General features: G+C 36.7%; 19 protein-coding genes. 4 read left to right on the top strand and 15 right to left on the bottom strand.

Annotation, left to right across the window (positions count from 1 at the left end):
* Positions 1–3: 3 nt before the first annotated feature.
* The 15 genes from ELS83_RS04425 to ELS83_RS04495 form a co-directional block, all read right to left on the bottom strand.
* A complete protein-coding gene (locus ELS83_RS04425) occupies positions 4–1,281 on the bottom strand; it encodes a cyclic nucleotide-gated ion channel (RefSeq protein WP_171594319.1) in 1,278 nt (425 codons plus the stop codon).
* Between the two features lie 107 nt (positions 1,282–1,388).
* Positions 1,389–2,507 (bottom strand): ABC transporter permease, encoded by a 1,119-nt coding sequence (locus ELS83_RS04430; RefSeq protein WP_171594320.1) that lies wholly within the window; start codon positions 2,505–2,507, stop codon positions 1,389–1,391.
* Positions 2,508–2,523: 16 nt separating this feature from the next.
* On the bottom strand, positions 2,524–3,630 hold the full coding sequence (locus ELS83_RS04435; protein WP_171594321.1) for an ABC transporter permease: 1,107 nt from the start codon (positions 3,628–3,630) through the stop codon (positions 2,524–2,526).
* A gap of 17 nt (positions 3,631–3,647) precedes the next feature.
* Positions 3,648–4,394 (bottom strand): ABC transporter ATP-binding protein, encoded by a 747-nt coding sequence (locus tag ELS83_RS04440; RefSeq protein ID WP_171594322.1) that lies wholly within the window; start codon positions 4,392–4,394, stop codon positions 3,648–3,650.
* Positions 4,387–5,313, bottom strand: coding sequence for an ABC transporter ATP-binding protein (locus tag ELS83_RS04445; RefSeq protein ID WP_171594323.1), 927 nt, complete (start codon positions 5,311–5,313; stop codon positions 4,387–4,389). The genes ELS83_RS04440 and ELS83_RS04445 overlap by 8 nt, the downstream gene beginning before the upstream one ends.
* Before the next feature lie 5 nt (positions 5,314–5,318).
* Positions 5,319–6,203 (bottom strand): HlyD family secretion protein, encoded by an 885-nt coding sequence (locus tag ELS83_RS04450; RefSeq protein WP_216616367.1) that lies wholly within the window; start codon positions 6,201–6,203, stop codon positions 5,319–5,321.
* 5 nt (positions 6,204–6,208) lie between these two features.
* Entirely contained in the window at positions 6,209–7,510 is a 1,302-nt protein-coding gene (locus tag ELS83_RS04455; RefSeq protein WP_171594324.1) for a TolC family protein, read from the bottom strand.
* A 5-nt stretch (positions 7,511–7,515) separates the two neighbouring features.
* Positions 7,516–8,124: a TetR/AcrR family transcriptional regulator gene (locus tag ELS83_RS04460; RefSeq protein ID WP_171594325.1), complete on the bottom strand. Its 609-nt coding sequence runs from the start codon at positions 8,122–8,124 to the stop codon at positions 7,516–7,518.
* Between the two features lie 189 nt (positions 8,125–8,313).
* Positions 8,314–10,737 (bottom strand): ABC transporter permease, encoded by a 2,424-nt coding sequence (locus ELS83_RS04465; protein ID WP_171594326.1) that lies wholly within the window; start codon positions 10,735–10,737, stop codon positions 8,314–8,316.
* Positions 10,738–10,929: 192 nt separating this feature from the next.
* The gene (locus ELS83_RS04470; RefSeq protein ID WP_171594327.1) at positions 10,930–12,180 is read right to left on the bottom strand and encodes a DUF1015 domain-containing protein; all 1,251 of its coding nucleotides are present in this window, start codon (positions 12,178–12,180) and stop codon (positions 10,930–10,932) included.
* Positions 12,181–12,260: 80 nt separating this feature from the next.
* Complete coding sequence (locus ELS83_RS04475) at positions 12,261–12,626, bottom strand: four helix bundle protein (RefSeq protein ID WP_171594328.1); 366 nt, start codon at positions 12,624–12,626, stop codon at positions 12,261–12,263.
* Positions 12,627–12,680: 54 nt separating this feature from the next.
* A complete protein-coding gene (locus ELS83_RS04480; protein ID WP_171594329.1) occupies positions 12,681–13,601 on the bottom strand; it encodes a 3-phosphoglycerate dehydrogenase in 921 nt (306 codons plus the stop codon).
* Between the two features lie 148 nt (positions 13,602–13,749).
* Positions 13,750–14,826, bottom strand: a complete 1,077-nt coding sequence (serC, locus tag ELS83_RS04485) for a 3-phosphoserine/phosphohydroxythreonine transaminase (protein WP_171594330.1) — start codon at positions 14,824–14,826, stop codon at positions 13,750–13,752.
* A 427-nt stretch (positions 14,827–15,253) separates the two neighbouring features.
* Complete coding sequence (gene gcvT / locus ELS83_RS04490) at positions 15,254–16,357, bottom strand: glycine cleavage system aminomethyltransferase GcvT (RefSeq protein WP_171594331.1); 1,104 nt, start codon at positions 16,355–16,357, stop codon at positions 15,254–15,256.
* A 134-nt stretch (positions 16,358–16,491) separates the two neighbouring features.
* Positions 16,492–18,249, bottom strand: coding sequence for a PD40 domain-containing protein (locus ELS83_RS04495; RefSeq protein WP_171594332.1), 1,758 nt, complete (start codon positions 18,247–18,249; stop codon positions 16,492–16,494).
* Positions 18,250–18,538: 289 nt separating this feature from the next.
* On the opposite strand from ELS83_RS04495, the gene ELS83_RS04500 reads away from it, so the two are divergent.
* The 4 genes from ELS83_RS04500 to ELS83_RS04515 all read left to right on the top strand — a co-directional run bounded on the left by ELS83_RS04500 (position 18,539) and on the right by ELS83_RS04515 (position 21,305).
* A complete protein-coding gene (locus tag ELS83_RS04500) occupies positions 18,539–18,994 on the top strand; it encodes an Hpt domain-containing protein (protein WP_171594333.1) in 456 nt (151 codons plus the stop codon).
* 15 nt (positions 18,995–19,009) lie between these two features.
* A complete protein-coding gene (locus tag ELS83_RS04505; RefSeq protein ID WP_171594334.1) occupies positions 19,010–19,357 on the top strand; it encodes an STAS domain-containing protein in 348 nt (115 codons plus the stop codon).
* Positions 19,358–19,366: 9 nt separating this feature from the next.
* Positions 19,367–20,929, top strand: a complete 1,563-nt coding sequence (locus tag ELS83_RS04510) for a fused response regulator/phosphatase (RefSeq protein WP_171594335.1) — start codon at positions 19,367–19,369, stop codon at positions 20,927–20,929.
* A 64-nt stretch (positions 20,930–20,993) separates the two neighbouring features.
* A complete protein-coding gene (locus ELS83_RS04515; protein ID WP_171594336.1) occupies positions 20,994–21,305 on the top strand; it encodes a PQ-loop repeat-containing protein in 312 nt (103 codons plus the stop codon).
* Positions 21,306–21,330 lie beyond the last annotated feature (25 nt).

Raw genomic sequence — 21,330 nt, forward strand, 5'->3', positions numbered from 1 at the left:
AATTTACATATACCTTTCTTCCCTGGATTGTGATTTCGATCTTAGTTTTTCAGCAATCTCAGGGTATTTTTTCAGAACCTTATTGAACTCCTTTTTTTGAAGTTCGTACAGGTCGGAATAACCAATAGATTTTACAGTAGCGGTTCTTGTCGTACTCTTGAACAATGCTATTTCTCCCATAAAATCCCCATTCTTTAAAATTGTTAGCTGCTTACTTTCATCGGCCGATAATGCCTCCAACCTTCCTTTCTGAACAAAGAACATCGAATTGGCAGCATCGCCCACCCTAAACAGATAATCTCCCGGAGTCAAAACCATTGGACTTAAATATTGAGCAATATCCCTTATAAAATGATCATCCACACATTCGAATAATGGAATGTCCTTAATTGCATTTTTTTTAAACTCAAATTGCAATTCGTTTTTTAATCCGTAGGGCAAGGTCTCCATCAGTTCAGATTCATCGTAGCCTAATTTCTGCTTCCACTCGTAAGTAAAATAGTCGCTAATTCTCTCTTCCAGATCTTTAGGAATCTTATGGTAATGTATCAGGGCACGTAACTTATCAATGTTTTCCATAAAGCGCTGTTCGGCAGGATTCTTTTTGGTAAAAATCCCAACCATGGAAGCAACAAATAGGGCCAAAACCCCTACGCCGAGAATTTGAAGCAAGGTCGTAAAGAGCATTTCCACATTTCCGTGCGGCACAATATCTCCATAGCCAACCGAAGTTAAGGTGGTTACTACCCAATACAAGGCTTGCACATAGTTATCCGTGTTGGATAATCCAGGTTCGAAGCCATGAATCCAAATCCAGATACACGACAGCCAGTGCGTAAAGTGAAAAAAACCTAAAATTAAAAGTCCAAAGGATATCCTGGAAGAAAATCTTAGGTTTCTCATTTGAAAAAAGTGAGCCGTTCGGATTACACGAACCCATTTGAATAGGCGGAACAGTTGAAACCAGGGGTTCGAAAACAGAACCGCATAAGGCAGAATGGCCAATATATCGGCAATAAAATATTTCCCTGAGTCATAAGTATCCCAATACACATCCTTAAGTAAAGCTTGAGATTTGATTCCTTTGTACCTGGCGATATTGATGATTAAATCGAGGAAAAACAGTAATGATATACTTAAATCAAGCGTCTTGTACCAGCTTAAGCTTCTTAAATTAAAAAGAAAATCCAGAGGAATTAATCCTACCTGCAGCAATACCGCAAGAATGATTATAATTCTCCAGCCAGAATCATAGAGAGATTTTAAGTAGTTATCAGACATTAGGATTGGGTTTTTCTCAAAGTAAACTGAATTGCATTATTTAATTTAGTAAAAATAGATAAAAGCTCTTTATTAATCGGTAAATGACCTGGCAGATTGCATTTCATTTATGCCACTTTTCGGTGACGGTTTACTGCTATTGTTACCGATGCAATTGCAAAAGCTCCTAAGATGGCAATGTCCTTCAGGATATCCATTAATCCAGATCCTTTCAATAAAATCATTCGAATGATTTTAATAAAGTAAGCTATCGGGTTAAAATAATTCAGCTTTTGCCCCCATTCCGGCATACTTTCAACGGGTGTAAACAAACCACTCATCAGTAAAAATATCACCATAAAGAACCAGGCAATAAACATGGCTTGTTGTTGTGTATTGGTTTGAGTTGATATCAGTAATCCGAAACCTAATATTCCAATGAGATACACAAATGCCACCAGGAAAATAAGCCAAACCGATCCCAGGAAAGGAATATTAAAAACAAAAGCAGCAATGCACAAACCTATTGCCAGCTCAAAGAAACCAATTACCAGGAAGGGAATTAGTTTTGCTATTAAAAACTGCGACTTTTTAATTGGTGTAACATTAATTTGTTCGATTGTGCCAATTTCCTTCTCTCTCACAACATTCATAGCCGATAAAAACAGACCAACCACGGTTACCAGCAATACCAAAAGGCCGGGAAGCATATAAGGAATGTATTTCATTTCTGGATTAAACTGATGCAAATAGGTTGATTGCACAAGCTGCATAGGAGTTGTTCCATCAACACTTATCATATCAGTATTAATTATAGAATTATAATCCTGAATTACCGAAGAAATGTATGCATTATACAAACCGGCAGAACTTGCATTGATGGCATTAACAAGTACCTGAATACTTGCGTTCGCTTGTAGATCCAAATGCTCTCCAAATCCTTTATCAAAAACAAGGATGGCATCAATTTCATCTTTATACAGCTCTTTCTCGGCTTCCTCAACCGAGAAGGCAATTTCCTTTACCGTAAAAAAAGGCGAACCACTAAATTTCGAAATCAATTGTCTCGAATGACTCGACAGGTCCTTATCTACAATGTAAAGATTGGTGTTTTTCATGTCGTAGGTTGCTGCAAACGACAAGACACAAAGTTGGAGAATAGGCATTACAAATATAATTGGCAACATGCTTTTGTTGCGAAAAATTTGCAGAAACTCCTTTTGTAACAGGTATTTTAGTATTCTCATGATTAAGCTTTCTTATTTACTGTAACCTAACTTTAAACTTCTTAAGACTCAGAACTATAAATCCGATTGTCATACCAAACAAAACCAGGGTTTCCTTCCAAACATATTCAAAACCAACACCTTTAAGCATGATATTTTTAAGAATTATTATGAAATACTTGGGTGGAATGATATGGCTTATAACCTGCAAAGGCACAGGCATATTTCGAATGGGAAATATAAAACCAGACAATATAATTGTTGGCAACATGAGTACGAACATGGAAAGCATCATGGCCACCTGTTGACTTTTGGCAACCGTTGAAATAAAAATACCTATGGATAAAGCCAGGAAAATAAACAGAATACTTTCAGCCATAAGCAAAACAAAGCTTCCCAGAATTGGAACTCCGAACACAAAATATCCCATACCAATAATCACCAGGGCGTTGATAAAAGATAGAGCTAAATAAGGAGTTACCTTACCCAAAATGATCTGTAAAGGATTCAGTGGCGATACCAATAGTATTTCCATGGTGCCCAATTCCTTTTCTCTGGCTATTGATATGGAGGTCATCATGGCCGATACTAACATTAAAATGGTAGCCATAATTCCCGGAATAAACATGAAAACACTTTCGAGATTCGAATTAAAATACATTCTCGATTTTACCTGTACTGAAGATGGTACTGGTCTGCCTTCGTTAATTTCCACATTGTAGTTTTGCAGAATCCCCTGCAAATAATTCACCTCTAAATTTGCAGTATTGGGATCAGAAGCATCTGTTAGTATTTGAACATTGCCATTTGAATTTTTGATCAGGTTCTTGCCAAAATCAGGTTCGAAAACCAAAATCAATTTCACCTCTCCTTTTCTAAAAACAGCATCGGCCTGGTCCAAATGCTGTAAATTTTCGGTCAGCTGAAAATAACCCGAGGATGTAATCTTATTGATTATTTCAGCCGTATATTCATCCTTTGAATGATCCAATACAGCCATTTTCACATCTTTCAAATCTGTATTGATTACATATCCGAAAAGCATGATTTGCACTATGGGCATCCCGAAAAGAATCAACATTGAACGCTTATCGCGGAAAATATGATAGAACTCCTTTTTTAAAAATCCGAAAAATCGATTCATTCTTTCTTATTTTTTATCTACTCAACATTTTTAGCCTTCCTGGCCAAACTCAAAAACACCTGATCCATATCAAGAGCATTAAATTGCTCCTTTAACTTAGTGGGAGTATCAAGTGCCTCAACTCTGCCGTCAACCATGATCGATACCCGATCGCAATATTCGGCCTCATCCATATAGTGGGTGGTTACGAAAATGGTAATCCCCGCTCGCGAAGCTTCATAAATCAAATCCCAAAATTGTCTTCTGGTAACAGGATCGACTCCTCCTGTTGGTTCATCGAGAAATACAATCTCCGGATTGTGAAAAATAGCCACCGAAAATGCGAGTTTTTGCTTCCAGCCAAGCGGTAGTGAGCTAATTCGCTTATTTCGCGAGTGCTGTAAATCAAGTTGATCTAAGAGCCCATTCGTTTTTGTATCTATCTCCTGCTTCGTCATGCCATAAATTCCACCATAGAATCGAATATTTTCATACACAGTCAGGTCTTCGTAGAGCGAGAATTTCTGACTCATGTATCCAATGTTCCTTTTCAGAAGTTCGCGTTCTTTATACACATCAAAACCAGCCACACTTATCTCTCCTGAACTTGGATAAGACAAGCCACAAAGTATTTTTATGGCCGTTGTTTTACCAGCTCCATTGGCTCCCAAGAAGCCAAAAATTTCACCTTTCGAAACTTCAAAGGACAGGTTGTCATTGGCCGTAAAATCACCAAATTTCTTATACAGGTTTTTCACCCGAATTACTTTCACATCCTTATTCATGCTGATCGCTTTTTACACTCAAGGCCATAAAACAGTCCTCAATTCCAGGTTTAATTTTCTCTATTTCCAATTGTAATCGACCTTTATTTTTCAGATAATCTTCGATTTCATCAATTAAAAAATCATTCCGCACATCGGTGTAATGCAAACTTTGCCCGAATAGAAAAACAGATTCTGTATGATCAAACTCTCTCAAATCCAACAAACTTTGATAGTTATCATCGCTTTTTATTGCATACAAATCTTTTCCAAACTGATCCACAATCTCAGCCGGAGAATTTACCTGCAGTATTTCACCTTCCTGAATAAGGGCAACACGTTCACACATATTTGCCTCATCCATATAAGGGGTAGCTACCACAATGGTAATCCCTTTCGATTTTAAGCCTTTTAACATCTGCCAGAACTCATTCCTCGAAACTGCATCAACACCAGTTGTAGGCTCATCGAGCAAGAGCACTTTAGGCTGATGAATTAAGGCGCAACACAATGCCAGCTTCTGCTTCATTCCCCCCGAAAGTTTACCAGCAAGCCGATCCTTAAAAGGTTCAATTTGCACCCATATATCATGGATCATATCCATATTATCTGCTATGCGCGTATTAAAAACCCTTGCAAAAAACTCTAGGTTTTCAATCACACTAAGATCCTGATATAGAGAAAACTTCCCTGGCATATAGCCTAATAAATTTCGAATGACTTTGTACTGATCCACCACATCTGTTTCGCAAAGCCTTAGCTTTCCACTATCGGGTAGCAATAAAGTCGCGAGCAATCTAAAGAGCGTAGTCTTCCCTGCCCCATCAGGACCAATAATTCCAAACAACTCTCCAGCCTTTATATCCAGATTGATATTTTTAAGTGCATGAACATCATCGTATGATTTCGATAAATTATCGATTTGAATACCAGCATCCATAAGCTTTAAAATTTAATTTCACCTGGCATGCCAATTTTTAGTCGTCCATCGTTAACAACCCTAACTTTAACGGCATAAACCAATTTCACTCTTTCCTCTTTGGTCTGAATAATCTTTGGTGTAAACTCCGATTGTGAAGAAATCCATGATACAGTTCCTTTAACACTTTCATTCTCTGTTTCATTTTTATCGATAATCACATCTACACCCTGACCTATTTTAAGAGCTGGCAATTGGTCTCCACTTACATAAACCCGAAGGTCCAAAACGTTTAAATCTGCCAATTTAAATAAAGGCGTGCCGGCATTTACCATTTCGTAAGGTTCCTTGTATTTTTCCAATACAGTAGCCGTTTTGGGCACAAAAATTTTACTTTTTTCAATCAAATCTTCCAAGGATTTAATTTGATTATCGTAACTCTCCAGATTGCCGAAAACCTGGGCATTTTCTGTTTTCACAGATTCAATCTGCTTTTCTACAACCTGAACATTTCCATTGATATCGTCAAGTTCCTTTATTGAAACTGCTCCATCGGCAAACATCTTATCAATTCGCTTTTTGTCTTTTTGTAGTATGGCCAATTGTTCCTTGTACACCTCGATTCGGGATAATATATTCTGAATGCCCGCAGCAGTAGCCTTTCTTTGAGCTTTTAGCTGTTCTTTTTGCAGATAAAGTTGAGTTGTATCGATAAAACCAACCTGTTTCGCTTCTGTAAATTCATCTCCTTCTTCAAGCTGTAGTTCCATAATTTTACCTGCATTTTCAGCAGAAATGATATAATCTACAGCCTCAAAATTACCATATGCATCAGATTGATCATTTCCATTTCCACAGGCCATTACCACCATAGCCAGAACCACTGTCATTATTATATTTGAATATTTCATTTCGATCAGATTTTTGTATTTGTTATGCCTAAAATTCTTTTGTATTCACGTATTGCCTGACTCAGCTGAATTTCATGATATCTTCTATTGAGTTTGGCCTGAATTTCTTTGTTTAAATCTTCCAGGTAATCACTTGAAGTAATTACTCCATTGTCAAGCTGAGAAGAGGAGCTTTGGGTAACTTCTTCCTGAAGACTTACAATAGCGTCATCCTGCTCCAAAAGAATTTTAAATTTCGAGATGTTGTTAATTTCCTTTCGAAGTTCAAGTTTTTGATTTTTCTGAAAACTTGACAATTGAGTTGCCACCAGGTCTTTCTGATATTGATATTTTCTTTGGCTTCGTTTGCTCGATTTCCAATCGAAAATATTCCAGCTTAATTTTGCCCCAATCATGTAATAACTATCAAAATCGTCGTTTAACTGATTGTACCCTGGTTGTCCATAACCCACCTGACCAAAAGCAGTAATTACCGGAAATCTGTCTTTCTTTGTAATTTCTATCTTCTCATCCAGCAGTAAGTTTTGACCCTTGTACCACTTGTATTCCGGTCTGTCTTCCCTAAGTTCATTCACTGACACAATCAAATCTGACTCGTCTTTTACATCAAGATCTTCCACATCAATATCATCATCTCTGCCCATCAGTTCTGCCAGTGTTTCCAGGCTAGTTCTTTCAACAAATTTTATTTCATTAATCTGCTGATCGATTAACAACAGCTCCGACTCCAGCACTTTAGCGTTAAAGGCAGCCATTGCTCCATTCTTTACAGCAGAATGAACTTGTTGTAAGCTGGCATCCACACTTTTTCTTTTCTCCAATAAAACCTGATTACTTTGTCTTAGCAAAAGAATAGTAAAGTACGCATCGTTAACACGCTTGCGAAGCTCATACATCTTCACTTCCAAATCGGTTACTTCAACTTCTGTGGATATTTGGTCGAGTTTAATTTGACTTTTTGTCCTTCCTCCATTATAGATTAATTGTTCAACATCCAAATTCAGTGAGAATTGTTCTTTAGGAGCTCCGAATGAACCTGCTCCCGAAAGAGGACTGCTGGTAACATCGGATTGATAACTCATTTTACCATTTGCATACAGCTTTGGCAAATAAGCAGTTTTTATATTTTCAATACTTAAACCTGATTGTTTGTGCAACAACTCTTTCCCTTTTATTAAAGGATAATTTTGCTGTACTTCTTCATGAATTTGCTCCAGGCTAAGCTTAGCATCCTGCCCATAACCAGGCTCAATTAAAGCAAAGCAAACCAGTAGTAAAGCACTACATTTGTACAATATCATTTTCATTTTATCTACATTTTAATGGATTGAATCACAAAATCAGCAACACGATCGGCCCTCTGCTTTAGAACTTCCGACACATCATCATTGGAGTACAATATTTCTACGGCTATTGGTCTACTTACAATTGGAAATATGCACAAACTCATAATATTCCATAGCAATTCCCTGGGATCGATAGGTCTTATTTTGCCTTCATTAATATATTGCTGGATTTGCATCCTGGTTTTCTCTTTGGCTTCAACCACTCCTTCAAATTTCATTAAGCGTAAAAAGCGATCGGGGTTGGCGCTGGCTTCGCTCAAAACAAAAATTGGAATAAAAGGATACTCAATCAACACATTGTAGTAATGATGACACAGGTTTCTAATTTTAGTAAACAACTCTGAATCGTCAGCTAAAAAAGAAGCCAAAGGGCCCAATAGTTTGCGAATGGCACCTTCAAAAACCTGTTCGAATAGCTTTTCTTTGTTCCGGTAATAGTAATGAAGTAATGCTTTATTTATGCCAGCCTCATCAGCAATTTCCTGCATTCTTGCACCCGCTAATCCTTTGGCGGCAAATATTTTTTTGGCTGCATCAAGGATTTGCTTTTGTGTTTCCTCCGATTTTTCTCTCATATTTATCTTTTTTAACCAGTTGGTTAATATCATTTCATAAAATTAACCATTTAGTTTAACCAAATGGTTAATGCAAATATATGACATTAATTTCTAGCCAAAAAGACTTTTTACATTTTTTAACCAAATGGTTAAAAACAAAAAAAAGAACCCTTAAACAATAGAGTTCTTTTCTAAGCATACTTTATACTATTCGTAACGTAACGATTTAATAGGATTTGTATTGGCAACCTTTAGCGAATGCCCGCTCACTGTAATTACAGCGAGTAATAATGATATCACCAATGCAATAATAAAATAATACCAGGGGAAATCGATTCGATAAACAAAATTCGATAACCATTTGTGCATCGCATAAAAGCTAATTGGCCAGGCAATTAAATTTGCAAGAATCACACTCACACATAAATTTCTACTAAGCAGCACCACTAAATTCATTTCTGTGCTACCCAATACTTTTCTGATTCCAATTTCTTTAACACGTTGTTGCATTTCGAACGAAACCAAACCCAGTAGGCCAAGCAGGGCAATAATGAAAGCCAAAATGGTAAATGATGTCAAAATATTGGCAACCCTCACCTCACCTTTAAACAAAGTATTGAAATCTTCATCCAGAAAGAAATACTCAAAAGGTTCGCCTTTGGTCATTTTCATCCATATTTTTTTCACCATTTTCATACCGCCCATCACATTATCAGGCTTTAACTTCACCAACATATATCTTTGATGGTATTTTGGAGTATAGGTTAAAAACATGGGTAAAATTTTATCTCTCATCGATTCGAAATGGAAGTTCTTAATGACACCAACAATCTCAATAAGCGTTCTTCCATTTTCCGAAAAGTTTGGGCGATATACATTCCTACCTATGGCGCAATCGGTGTAGCCTAATGCATGAATCGCTGCTTCGTTTGCAATAAATACAGCAGTGTCGGCCAGTCTATTACGATCAAAATTTCTTCCCTCCTTTATTTTCAAATCGAGAAGGTCAATAAAATTCTCATCTACATGCATCAGTCTAAAATTGATCATGTCTTCATTACTTGCCCCTTCGCGGTACATCGACCAGCCATTTGTTCCTCTTCCAGGAACCATCCCTGAGAAGGATACACTTTCTACTCCCGTATATTTAAAGAGCATTTCTTTAATGGTCTCCTTTTCGTCAGCATCGAAAGTATAAGCTCGATCAACCACCATAACTCTCTCTTTTTCAAACCCAAGTTTTTTGGTTTGCATAAAGTCTACCTGTTCCTTCATTACAAAGGCCGATATTAAAATTCCAATGGCAACAGTAAATTGGAAAACAACCAGAGATGCCCTGATGTTTTTCCCGAGCCTTCCTTTTCGAACTTCGCCTTTTAGCACACTAATGACTCTAAATCCCGATAAGGATAAAGCTGTATAGGTTCCTGCAAAAATGACTACAAAAACGATTACTCCTGCAACAAAAAGCAGATATTGAGGTTGCCACAGCAATGTTGATGACAGTTCCTTTTTTGCAATCATATTAAATGATGGCAACATCAATTCAATTAAGAAATAGGAAAGTATGGCAGCGAAAATTGTCATGATAAAGGTTTCGGCATAGAATTGTATCATTAACATTTCACGACTGCTTCCAAAAACTTTGCGCACGCCAACTTCACCTGCCCTGGTGTATGATCGTGCAGTAGTAAGATTTAGGAAATTTACACATGCTAATAAAAGAATAAAAAAGGCTATGGCGGAGAAAATGTAAACGTACTTAATATCGCTAATGGGCTCTATTTGACCATCGGTTTTTGAGTGCAGGTATATTTTTTCCAGAGGTTCCAGGTAGTAATTAAACTCGTTGCCCATATTTTCCCACTCATACACATCAATACCAAGAACGCTTTTCAGTTTTGGCCCCATGTATTTCAGGGTAAAATCTCTGAATTTCGATTCCAGCTCTTTATAATCCGTGCCAGGCTCCAACAAGAAATAGGCCTGCATGTAATCGCTAAACCAATTGTCATTGTCTTCGGCACTTAGCTTTAGGTTACACACCAAATTGTAATGAAAATGAGAGTTCACAGGCACATCTTCTACAACACCTGTTACGGTATAGAGCGTCTTTTCTCCCATACGAATCACTTTCCCAAGCGGATTTGCCTCTCCAAAATACTTGTTGGCTGTGCTTTCGGTCAACACAATATTGCCCGAACCGTACAAGGCAGTTTTTGGATCTCCATAAATAAACGGTCGGTCGAATACCTGGAAGAAAGTTGAATCGGTTCTCAACAGCTTGTTCTCTACAAACTGTTTATCTTCATAGGTGAATAGTACATTATTCCAGAAATGTGTGCGAACCGCATACTTCACTTCAGGAAAATCTGCTTGTGCTGTAGGCGAGAAAGGCGCACAAATCGTATTCCCTTCAAATCTTCTTTCGCCCATCTTCATTTTTACTGCAACACGATAGATATCCTCAGACTTAGTATAGAACTTGTCGTAACTTAATTCATCCTGAACAAAAAGATAGATCAGGAATACACAAGCCAACCCGATAGCTAAACCAACTACATTGATAAAGGAATAGCCTTTATACTTTTTCATGTTGCGAAAGGCAACCTTAAAAAAATTCAGAATCATCACACTAAGATTAAGGTTATGACAATTCACAATCAATCAACATGCCACCCATCATACCGCACTCATTATCTGAACATTGAGAATAATCGCAAATAATCTCACATGTCCATTAACGAACACTTCATTTTCAATTACGGACAAAAAAAGAGGGATGCTTTCGCGTCCCTCTCCCAAATATAGTATTGACTTTTATTAGTCTAATTTGTGAATTAACAAACCTGAACGAAGCTTAGGCTCGAACCAAGTTGTTTTTGGAGGCATGATGTTACCAGTGTCAGCAATATCAATTAACTGTTGCATAGATACAGCGTACAATGCAAATGCTGCTTTCATATCACCATTGTCAACACGTTTTTTCAACTCACCTAATCCACGGATACCACCAACGAATTCTGCACGTGTAGTCGTACGAAGATCTTTAATATCAAGTAAGTTATCCAATACGTGGTTAGAAAGGATGGTTACGTCAAGAACACCAATTGGATCTTTATCATCGTAAGTTCCTTCTTTAGCATTCATTTTGTACCACTTTCCTTCTAAATACATAGAGAATTCGTGAAGTTTAGCTGGCTTGTAAATCTCTTCGCCCATGCACTCTACTTCGAAAGTTCCTTCTAGCTTTGCCAAGAACTCTTCTGCAGTCATACCATTCAAATCCTTTACTACACGGTTGTAGTCAATAATTTTCAGTTGGTTATCTGGGAAGTGAACTGCCATAAAGTAGTTGTACTCTTCGTCGCCAGTGTGGTTTGGATTCTTAGCAGCGAACTCATCACCAATACGAGCAGCAGCAGCTGTTCTGTGGTGACCATCAGCTACGTATGTTGCAGGAACTTTAGTTGCGAACAACTCTTCCAACTCTTTGTTTGTAGCTGCATCGTTTACTGGCCAAAAATGGTGACCGAAACCATCTTCTGCAACGAAATCGTAAGTAGCTTCTTCGTTTTTAACGATGTTTTCAACAATAGCATCGATTTCAGGCACTGCTTTGTACGAGAAGAATACTGGCTCTAAGTTAGCCTTAGTGTAACGAGTTAAGATCATACGATCTTCTTCTTTGTCTGGACGAGTTAACTCGTGCTTTTTAATTACACCTGTTTTGTAATCTTCACAAGCAGCGTTAGCAACGATACCGTACTGCGTACGACCGTCCATTGTTTGAGCATAGATGTAGAATTTAGCTTCTTCATCTTGCTTCAACCAACCTTTTTCTTGCCACAAGTTGAAGTTTGAAACTGATTTTTCATATACTTCTTCAGAGTGAACATCAGTTCCAGCAGGACAATCAATCTCTGCTCTTGTAATGTGTAATAAAGAACAATCTTTACCTTCAGCCATTTGAGCAGCCTCTTCTGAATTCATTACGTCGTATGGAAGACATGCTAAATCCTTAGCGATATCTTTAGTAGGGCGCAAGCCTCTGAATGGTTTTACTATAGCCATCGTTAATATGTTTTTGTTGTGTTGTTAATTTTTGTGTTTACCTATCTGTGAATTAGTGATTTCGTGAATTTGTAATATTGTTATTTAGATTCCAGTTTCTTCTCCAAATATTTCTTATAACCCGATGCCATTTTAGACAAATCAGTTAATATTTTTCGAATCTCATCATACTGATTTTGATCAATATATTTCTGTTGCAATGCTATTTCAGAACACACCAAACATTCACGAATAGAACCTTTTGATGTTTTCAGATATTTTAAAGACAAGGGTATTGTCTCCCCATATCCCTCTCCAATATTTAAAGCAACAGAATTTGCAGCTCTTCTATATTGATTTGTTAAACCAAACCTCTCATCATTTGGAAAGTGTTTCGTTTGGTTATAAACCATTTTAATCATTTCCAATGATTTCTGATAAAGATCTAATTTTTCAAAATCAAACATTTAATAGCTGTAAACTCCCAAAATTACAAATTCACTAAATCACAAAATCACGATCTAGTTTACTTTAAAAGTTGTATCTCCTTTTTCGATACAGTTCACAATTTGGTTTGCACCAGCAATACCAGCATTGATATTTGCTTCGGCAGTTTGTGCACCCATCTTTTTAGGTGTAAAGAAGAAGCGGCCGTCAAATTTAGCAGCAATCTCATCTTTACAATCAGGAGCGATATCAGAAATGTAAGCGAAATCTTTGCGATCTTCCATTAATTTCATCAATCCTTCTTCATCAATCACCTCTTTACGAGCTGTGTTTACAAGGATACCCCCTTCTGGCATCTTGTTCAACAAGTCATAATTGATTGATTTTTTAGTCTTATCGTTAGCAGGAATATGCAAAGAAATATAGTTACATGTGCTATATAATTCTTCTACAGATTCTACTACTTTCACACCATCAGCTTCGATTGCTTCTTTGGCAACAAATGGATCGAAAGCAAGAACTTCCATTCCAAAGCCTTTCGCAATTTCGCCAACGTAACGACCTACGTTACCATATGCATGGATACCGATTTTTTTCCCTCTAAGCTCAACACCAGCTTTTCCATTGTAACCGTTTCTTGCTAAGAATACCATCATTCCTAACACCAACTCAGCAACAGCGTTTGAGTTCTGTCCTGGAGTGTTCATTGCTACAATTCCTTTTTCAGTACAAGCTTCAAGGTCGATATTATCGTATCCGGCACCTGCACGAACGATAACCTTAAGATTTTTAGCAGCTTCAACAACTTCACGTGTTGCTTTATCGCTTCGGATAATCATAGCATCCACGTCAGCTACAGCAGCCAATAGATCAGCCTTATCAGTATAAGATTCCAACAAAGCCAACTCGTAACCTGCGCCTTCCACAACTTCTCTGATACCATTAACGGCGGCAGGAGCAAAAGGCTTTTCGGTTGCAATTAATACTTTTGTCATTTTATTTGAAATTTTTAATTAAAAAAATAAAATGTCATTGCCAGCCAAATCGAAGTAATTACATAGAATTACTTTAGTCGTTCCTCATGCATTTGAATGACGAAAAGCAGGATGTCAGATAACCTCTATCCTGCCATTCAAGAATATATTATTTTACGTGCATTGCTTCAAATTCCTTCATGCAGTCAACAAGAGCTTGTACACTTGCTTTTGGTAAAGCATTGTATGTAGAAGCACGGAAACCACCTACTGAACGGTGACCTTTAATTCCAGACATGCCTTTAGAAGTAGCAAATTCGAAGAAGTCTTTTTCCAATTCTTTGTACTCATCAGCCATTATAAAGCAGATGTTCATTAAAGAACGATCTTCTTTATTAACAACAGTACCTTTGAACATTGGGTTACGATCGATTTCATCGTAAAGAACTGCAGCTTTTTCTTCGTTCATTTTTTGCATTGCTGCAACACCACCTTGTTCTTTGATCCACTTCAAAGTTTGAAGAGCAGCAAATACTGGAACTACAGGAGGAGTATTGAACATAGATTCACCTTTAATGTGAGTTCTGTAATCCAACATTGTAGGAATCTGACGATCAACTTTACCTAAAATTTCATCTTTAACAATCACAAAAGTAACACCTGCAGGAGCAAGGTTCTTTTGAGCACCACCATAAATTAATGCATATTTAGATACATCAACCGGACGAGAGAAAATATCAGAAGACATATCAGCTACCAAAGGAACATTGATATCCATATCTTCTTTAATTTCTGTACCATAAATGGTATTGTTGGTAGTAATGTGGAAATAATCCGCATCAGCAGGAATTTCATATCCTTTTGGAATGTAATTGTAAATTGCCTCTTTTGAAGATGCTACTTCTACAACTTCACCAAAAAGGTTAGCCTCTTTTTGAGCTTTGTTCGCCCAGGCACCTGTATTAAGGTAAGCTGCTTTTTTCCCCATCAAGTTGTAAGGAATCATGCAGAACTGAGTTGATGCACCACCACCAACAAATAATACTGAGTATCCTTCAGGAATGCTCAATAATTCTTTGAACAATGCGATAGCTTCATCCATAACTGCAACAAACTCTTTGCTACGGTGAGAAACTTCCATTACAGAAAGTCCTGTACCAGCAAAATTTTTGATAGCTTCAGCAGTTTTTTCTACTGTAAAATCTGGAAGGATTGAAGGGCCTGCAGAAAAGTTGTGTACTTTCATTTTTTCAAACGTTTTAAATTTTTGTATTATTCCATATCCTGAGGCAAATTTGCAAATAAAAATTTATTTAGAAATGATTTTAGTTCTTAATTTCTATGTTTTTCAACAAAAAAATAATCATTTCCACCCCCTTCGTATAGATTAATATTTACAGTCTGAAAAACAGCAATTTAACCCACAGAAAACATTTTGATTTTGTTCTCTTTTTAATCAATTTGGTGGCAATTTTTCCAATTCCGGATACATTCTGAATGGACAACGTGAGATTTATCACCCAAGGAAAGATCAAAAACTGTCAGATTTACCTCCTCACCTGCTCAAAAGAGAGAAACAAATGTAAGAATTTATGTTAGAACTCTCTTTGTATTTTCACAAAAAAAGCAGATACTTTTAAAAGTACCTGCTTCAAATATTTTAGGACTGATCTTTATCCTTTATAGAAAGGGATCTTCACAATTTTTGCTTTCAATGCTTTTTTACGAACACGGATGAAGATTTCTGTATCGGCTTTGTAAAATCCTTCTTTTACATATCCCATACCAATTGCTTTATCAACCATTGGAGCCATTGTACCAGAAGTTACTTCTCCAATTTCGTTTCCTTCAGCATCTTCAATCTTGTAACCCTGGCGAGGAATACCTCTGTCAATCATTTCGAAACCTTTTAATCTGCGCTTAGGTTTTTCTTCTTTTTGCTTTTCGAAGAAATCACGATCGATAAAATCGTTTCCTTCAACAAATTTTGTAATCCAACCCAAACCAGCTTCAATTGGTGTGTGATTGTCATCGATATCGTTACCATACAAACAGAAACCAACTTCTAGTCTTAAGGTATCGCGGGCAGCTAAACCAATAGGCTGAAGACCGAATTCTTTTCCTGCTTCCATTACCGCATTCCAAAGTTTCTCACCATCATCGTTTGCTACATAAATTTCACATCCGCCAGATCCGGTATAACCAGTTGTAGAAAAAATTGCATTTTCGATTCCTGCAACAGTTGCTTTTTTGAATGTGTAGTATTCCATATCTTCAACAGGAACATCAACAATTTTTTGCATTGCCTTAAGTGCCAATGGGCCTTGAACTGCAAGCTGGCAAATTTCATCAGAAGCGTTGTACAACTCCTTGCCTACTTCCAATCCCATTTCTTCAGCATTTTTACAACACCAGTTCCAGTCTTTTTCAATATTAGCAGCATTAACTACCAAAAGATAGGTTTCTTCGTCAATTCTGTACACCAACAAATCGTCAACGATTCCACCTTCTCCGTTAGGAAAACAGCTGTATTGAACTTTACCATCAGATAAAGCTGCAACATCATTGGTTGTTAGTTTTTGAACAAAGCTAAAAGCTTTAGGGCCTTTAACCCAAAATTCTCCCATATGTGAAACATCGAAAACACCTAATTTTTCGCGAACACAAACGTGCTCATCTTTTACTCCGGTGTACTCAATTGGCATGCTATAGCCTGCAAATGGTGCCATTTTTGCACCTAGTTCTTCATGAAAACTAGTGAAAGCTGTTCTTTTCATTGTATTTTGTATTTAGGGCAATCGGTACTAATTTTATTAGTAAATCGAATACCTAAGAAAAAATGTGAATTATGTATGTGTTATTGTTAGTGCAAATGTAGAAAATTTTCTTAGATAACAACCGAATCCGTAAATTACTTTACACCTCCTGTTTTCTTTGCAATTCCCAGGCGATATCCACCTTTAAATATCACTACAAAAGCATCGTGAACGCCACATGAATCACGATATTCGGCAGCTTCGTCAAAAGTTTCGAAACCTCCAATGGTATACTTGTGCCAACCTTCTACATACAAGTGTTCTATAACATCTCCACCTTTATATCTCTTGAATAGATCAGCGGGTCCCATTTCTCTTTTACAAGCTGCAATTTGAACTCTGTATACAAAATCTTCCTGCACCAACTCTTGCTTCATTTTAATCTCTTCAAGCTCCACAGTTTTCTCCTTTACAGGGATATTTGGCACAATAACTGGTACAGCCATTACAGGGGCACTCATTTTTTCTTGTTTCAATTCATTGGGTACTTCTTTAATCTTAGCTTTCTCAGCTAGAATATTTGGTTCTTTAATTTTTTCAACAATTTGTTTTTCTCTATAAATATCAAAGCCTCCAGGTCCTCCAGATCTCTCCGAAGCAAAATAGAATCTTCCTTCTTCATCTTCAAAATAGGTGATGTCATTGTCGGTACTATTAATTGGGAAGCCCAGGTTTTTAGGTCTGCCCCATTCTCCGCTATCGGTTCTTTCGCATTTAAAAATATCATAACCTCCCATTGTATTATGACCTCTGGAACTAAAATACAATGCACTTCCATCCTTGTTTACAAAAACATCGCTCTCATCGTATTCTGTATTGATTTCGCCACCAAGATTCATAGGCTTAGACCATTTGCCTGATTCATTTTTCTGTGCATAATAGATGTCACAATCGCCAAAACCTCCCTTTCGGTCACTTACGAAATAAACCTCTTTCTCATCTTTACAAAAACAAACCGAACTTTCTCTCGATTTACTTTCGTTGATAAATTTCAAAGCCTTGCCTTTTGTCCATTTGTTTTTATCAGTCTTTGAAAAATAAACATCTCCATTTCCTTCTGCACCAGTATAAATCACAAAATCATTATCGTTGGTATACATTAATCCAACATTCGATTTATTAGGTGTATTCAAAGGAAGTTTACTGGCTGCTGCTTCGGAATTCTGCTTAAATATTTTTTCGTAATATTTTTGATCTGTTGCCGATCGTGAACTTTGCTCATCTCCTCGTCTTGAACTAAAATACATCACACCCTGTCTTGATATTGGGTTAAACTCATCAAAGACTGTATTCACTTTTTCTCCAAGCAATTCAACCTGAAATTCAGACTCTCCTTTCTTTAATTTCTTCCCATTTTTACACTCTGCGATTCTTTTTTCACTCAAGAGAATCAAATCCTGTTTGTCTTTGTATTTATTTTGCCTAATCAGTTCAATATTGATTTTATACTGAACAATTGCCTGATCAAATTCGTTTCGATACTGGTGAGCCATTCCCAACAGGAAATGAATATCCTCACTCACATCTGGATTTAATTGCTGTGCCGCGTTCAAAAAGGGCAAAGCCTCATTTCTTGGTCCTGATATCAAATAGCTAACACCAATATTGTAATTCAATGCCGAATTTTTGTCATTAACCTGATAAGCATCCAAAAGCAGAGGAATTGCTTCGCGAACATAGCCTTCTCCTTTTTCGAAAAGTGCAGCAGCAGTTGTAATTTTTTTGTATGCGTTTTTTCTTTCCTTATGCCCATCTACATAATCTGACTTCTTAATATCAATCAGGTTTTGGGCCGATAAATTTGTAAAAACAACAAAGAAAAAAAGAGTGAGAGTAGTAAATTTAAATTTCATAGAGACCAGTAGTTAGTTTTGATATGGGTTTTCTTAAAATGGATCAATTATCCAAATTTCATATTCACTAATACTGATAATAAAATAAAATGTTTCCTTTCCGGATTAAACTATTGGCAAACATTCCATAAATCAAAGGATATAATGCTCTTATTGAATGATAAAACTGATAGGTAATTTGAAAATAAATTAGTATCATTGCAATATTATATGTAGTAAAACCACTCAGATTTACAGGACTTTTAAAAATCAGTCCTGTTAATTTGTTAAAATTATTTTATCCTGTAGAATGACTCAAGGAGAACAACTCACCAATTTGTCCTATTTAAAGGAAATGTCGGGAAATGACAACAGTATTATCGAAGAAATGATCGAAATATTCATTGAACAAATCCCTGAATTTACTGAAGAGGTTAGCTCAAATTTTGAAACAAAGAACTGGGAAGGCCTTGGAGCAGTTGCACACAAAGCAAAATCATCGGTTCGAACAATGGGAATGGATAGTATTGGAGATTGTTTAGAACAATTAGAGCATTTTTCAAAAGGAAATCTTAAATTTGAGTTACAGATAAAAAAAGAAAAAGGAATTGAGTTAAGTCCTAAAGATGAAAAGAATTGGAGTAATGTGATGCACGAAACAACTAACGACACGGAATTGAAACACATTCCTGATTTGGTAGAGCATTTTCTAACCAATTGTCCGTTGGCCGTTGAAGAACTTAAATCAAGTCTTAAACAACTTTAAACCATATCTAAAGCTATGAATATTGAAACCAAACACGTCGACTCTGTTACAATAATGAAACTTTGCGAAACAAATCGTTTGTATGCCTTAAATGCCGGTATTGCAAAAGATAAAATGAACGAAGTTTTAACACAGCCACAAACAAGACTTGTAGTTGACTTTGAAGACATTAACTTTATTGATAGTTCTGGTTTTGGAGCATTAATTTCTGCCCTAAAAACATCGAAAGAACACCAGAGCAAAATTAAGCTTTGCAATATCAACAAAGATGTAATGGAATTAATTGAATTAATGCAATTGGATTCTATTTTTGAGATTTTACAGGATCCTACCGCTTGTGTAAACAGCTTCTCGGCAGAATAGTAAGCCATTATGGCCAAGGCCTCACCGCATATACTCGTTGTAGATGATGATGTTGTTGTACTTAAGTTTATAGAGTTTACATTAAGAGGCTTAAGCTACAAAACAACATTAGCGAGAAATGGTATTGAGGCCATTGATAAGGCCAAAACCGAACATTTCGATTTAATTATTTCGGATCTTTTCATGCCAATCATGGATGGTAATGAGTTGGTGCGACATTTTCGGAACACTCCCGAATACAAGCATACGCCTTTTATTTTCTTATCTGGAAACAACGAAGAGGAAACCTGGATCAAAAACCTTAATGATGGTGCCGATGATTTCATCACAAAGCCCATCAAACAGAAAGTTTTTGTTTCAAAAATCAACTCGCACTTAAAAAAGGCATTTCTACGAAAAGAAATTATTGCGGGAAAAGAAAAGTCTGACATTAGTTACGACAAAGGCACTTTAATATACTGTGCCAACAGAACCAAACCTTTTCCAATTCCCCGAAAACTAATAAAAACCAACATTAAGGTAGTTTACACCGATGCCGATTTTTTTATGGCTCTGCAAGGTGCAAACAATTGGGGAATCATTATCGATGATGCCGCCACCTGGGCCATGTCGATACTTGAGAAAATAGTTGAAATTACAGCAGCTCACGTTCCGGTAAGTTTGCTAATTTCTGATCCGGATAATACCGAAATGATGGATCAGCTCTTGAAGTACAAAATCAGCACTTTTCTGTATAAAAATCTGGATACAAGATTAATAGTACATCAAATCAATTCCAACATTCAAAGAGAACATGAACTGAAAAACAAGTATTTGAATGCCCTTAATACTGCGGCCAAACGATCGCCAATAAGGTTCGAGAACAAGTTTTCTGATGAGCTAAATGACTTCCAGATTCGTATTCTACATGAACCCTACGATAAATTGCCTGGTGGCGATTACTATGAAATTATCAATGTAGATGAAAATCGTAAGATATTTGTATTGGGCGATGTAATGGGTAAAAAATGGGATGCCTGGTTCTTTGTTCCGGCCTACATTGCTTACATTAGAAGTACCATTAACTTTTTCCTGAATCGACAGGAATTTGATTTTGTGGAAGCTCCTGGAAAATTCCTCGACATCATTAACCAGTACATTTTTAAGGACATGCAGCTCACCGAGGTTTTTACAACACTCAGCGTGATCTCGATTTGCACAAAGCAGAATAAAATCAGCGTAGCTTCTGCTGGTGCATTGCGTCCATATTACTACAATAAATCGGAAGACACCATTTCGCAACTTAATATTGTGGGAACTTTACTTGGCGTGATTAAAACGACCAAATATCAAAGCCTGGTTCACGATTTTAATAAGGGTGACAAGGTTTTGTTTTATACCGATGGTTACACAGAGGCTGTAAACGACAAAAACAATGAGATGATTGGCGACGATGCCTTGTTTCATTCCTTAAACAAGTTCAAATTAGAGAAAGAACTACACCCTCAAGCCATAGAAGAAGAACTTACAAAGACCTACAACGTCTCAAAATTTGATGACGACAGAACCCTTCTTTTGATCCAAAGAAAATAGATTTCTATATTTTCGAATTCAACTTTTTTTAGCACATTTGCCCTAAATATCAAAATTGGGGAAAATGAATGAAGTAATTGGTTGGATTGGAAGTTTGCTATTTGCAATTTGTGCACTTCCACAAGTTATACACACTTTTAAAACCAGGAAAACAGACGACTTAAGCGAGATTTTTTTATGGCTTTGGTTTTGGGGTGAAATTTTTACACTTAGCTATATCTTAGTGGATGATATTGCTAATAAAAACTATCACATTCCTCTTTATTTCAATTACCTATTCAACCTGGTATTGCTTTTCTACCTGTTGTTTGCGAAATACACCTACAATACAAAACCAACAGGATTAGCCAGTTTGCTACAAAAAATTAAAAAATAATCATATCAAAAAAGCCAGACGTTGT

The sequence above is a fragment of the Marinifilum caeruleilacunae genome, from assembly GCF_013141825.1.
Classification (GTDB): Bacteria; Bacteroidota; Bacteroidia; order Bacteroidales; family Marinifilaceae; genus Marinifilum; species Marinifilum caeruleilacunae.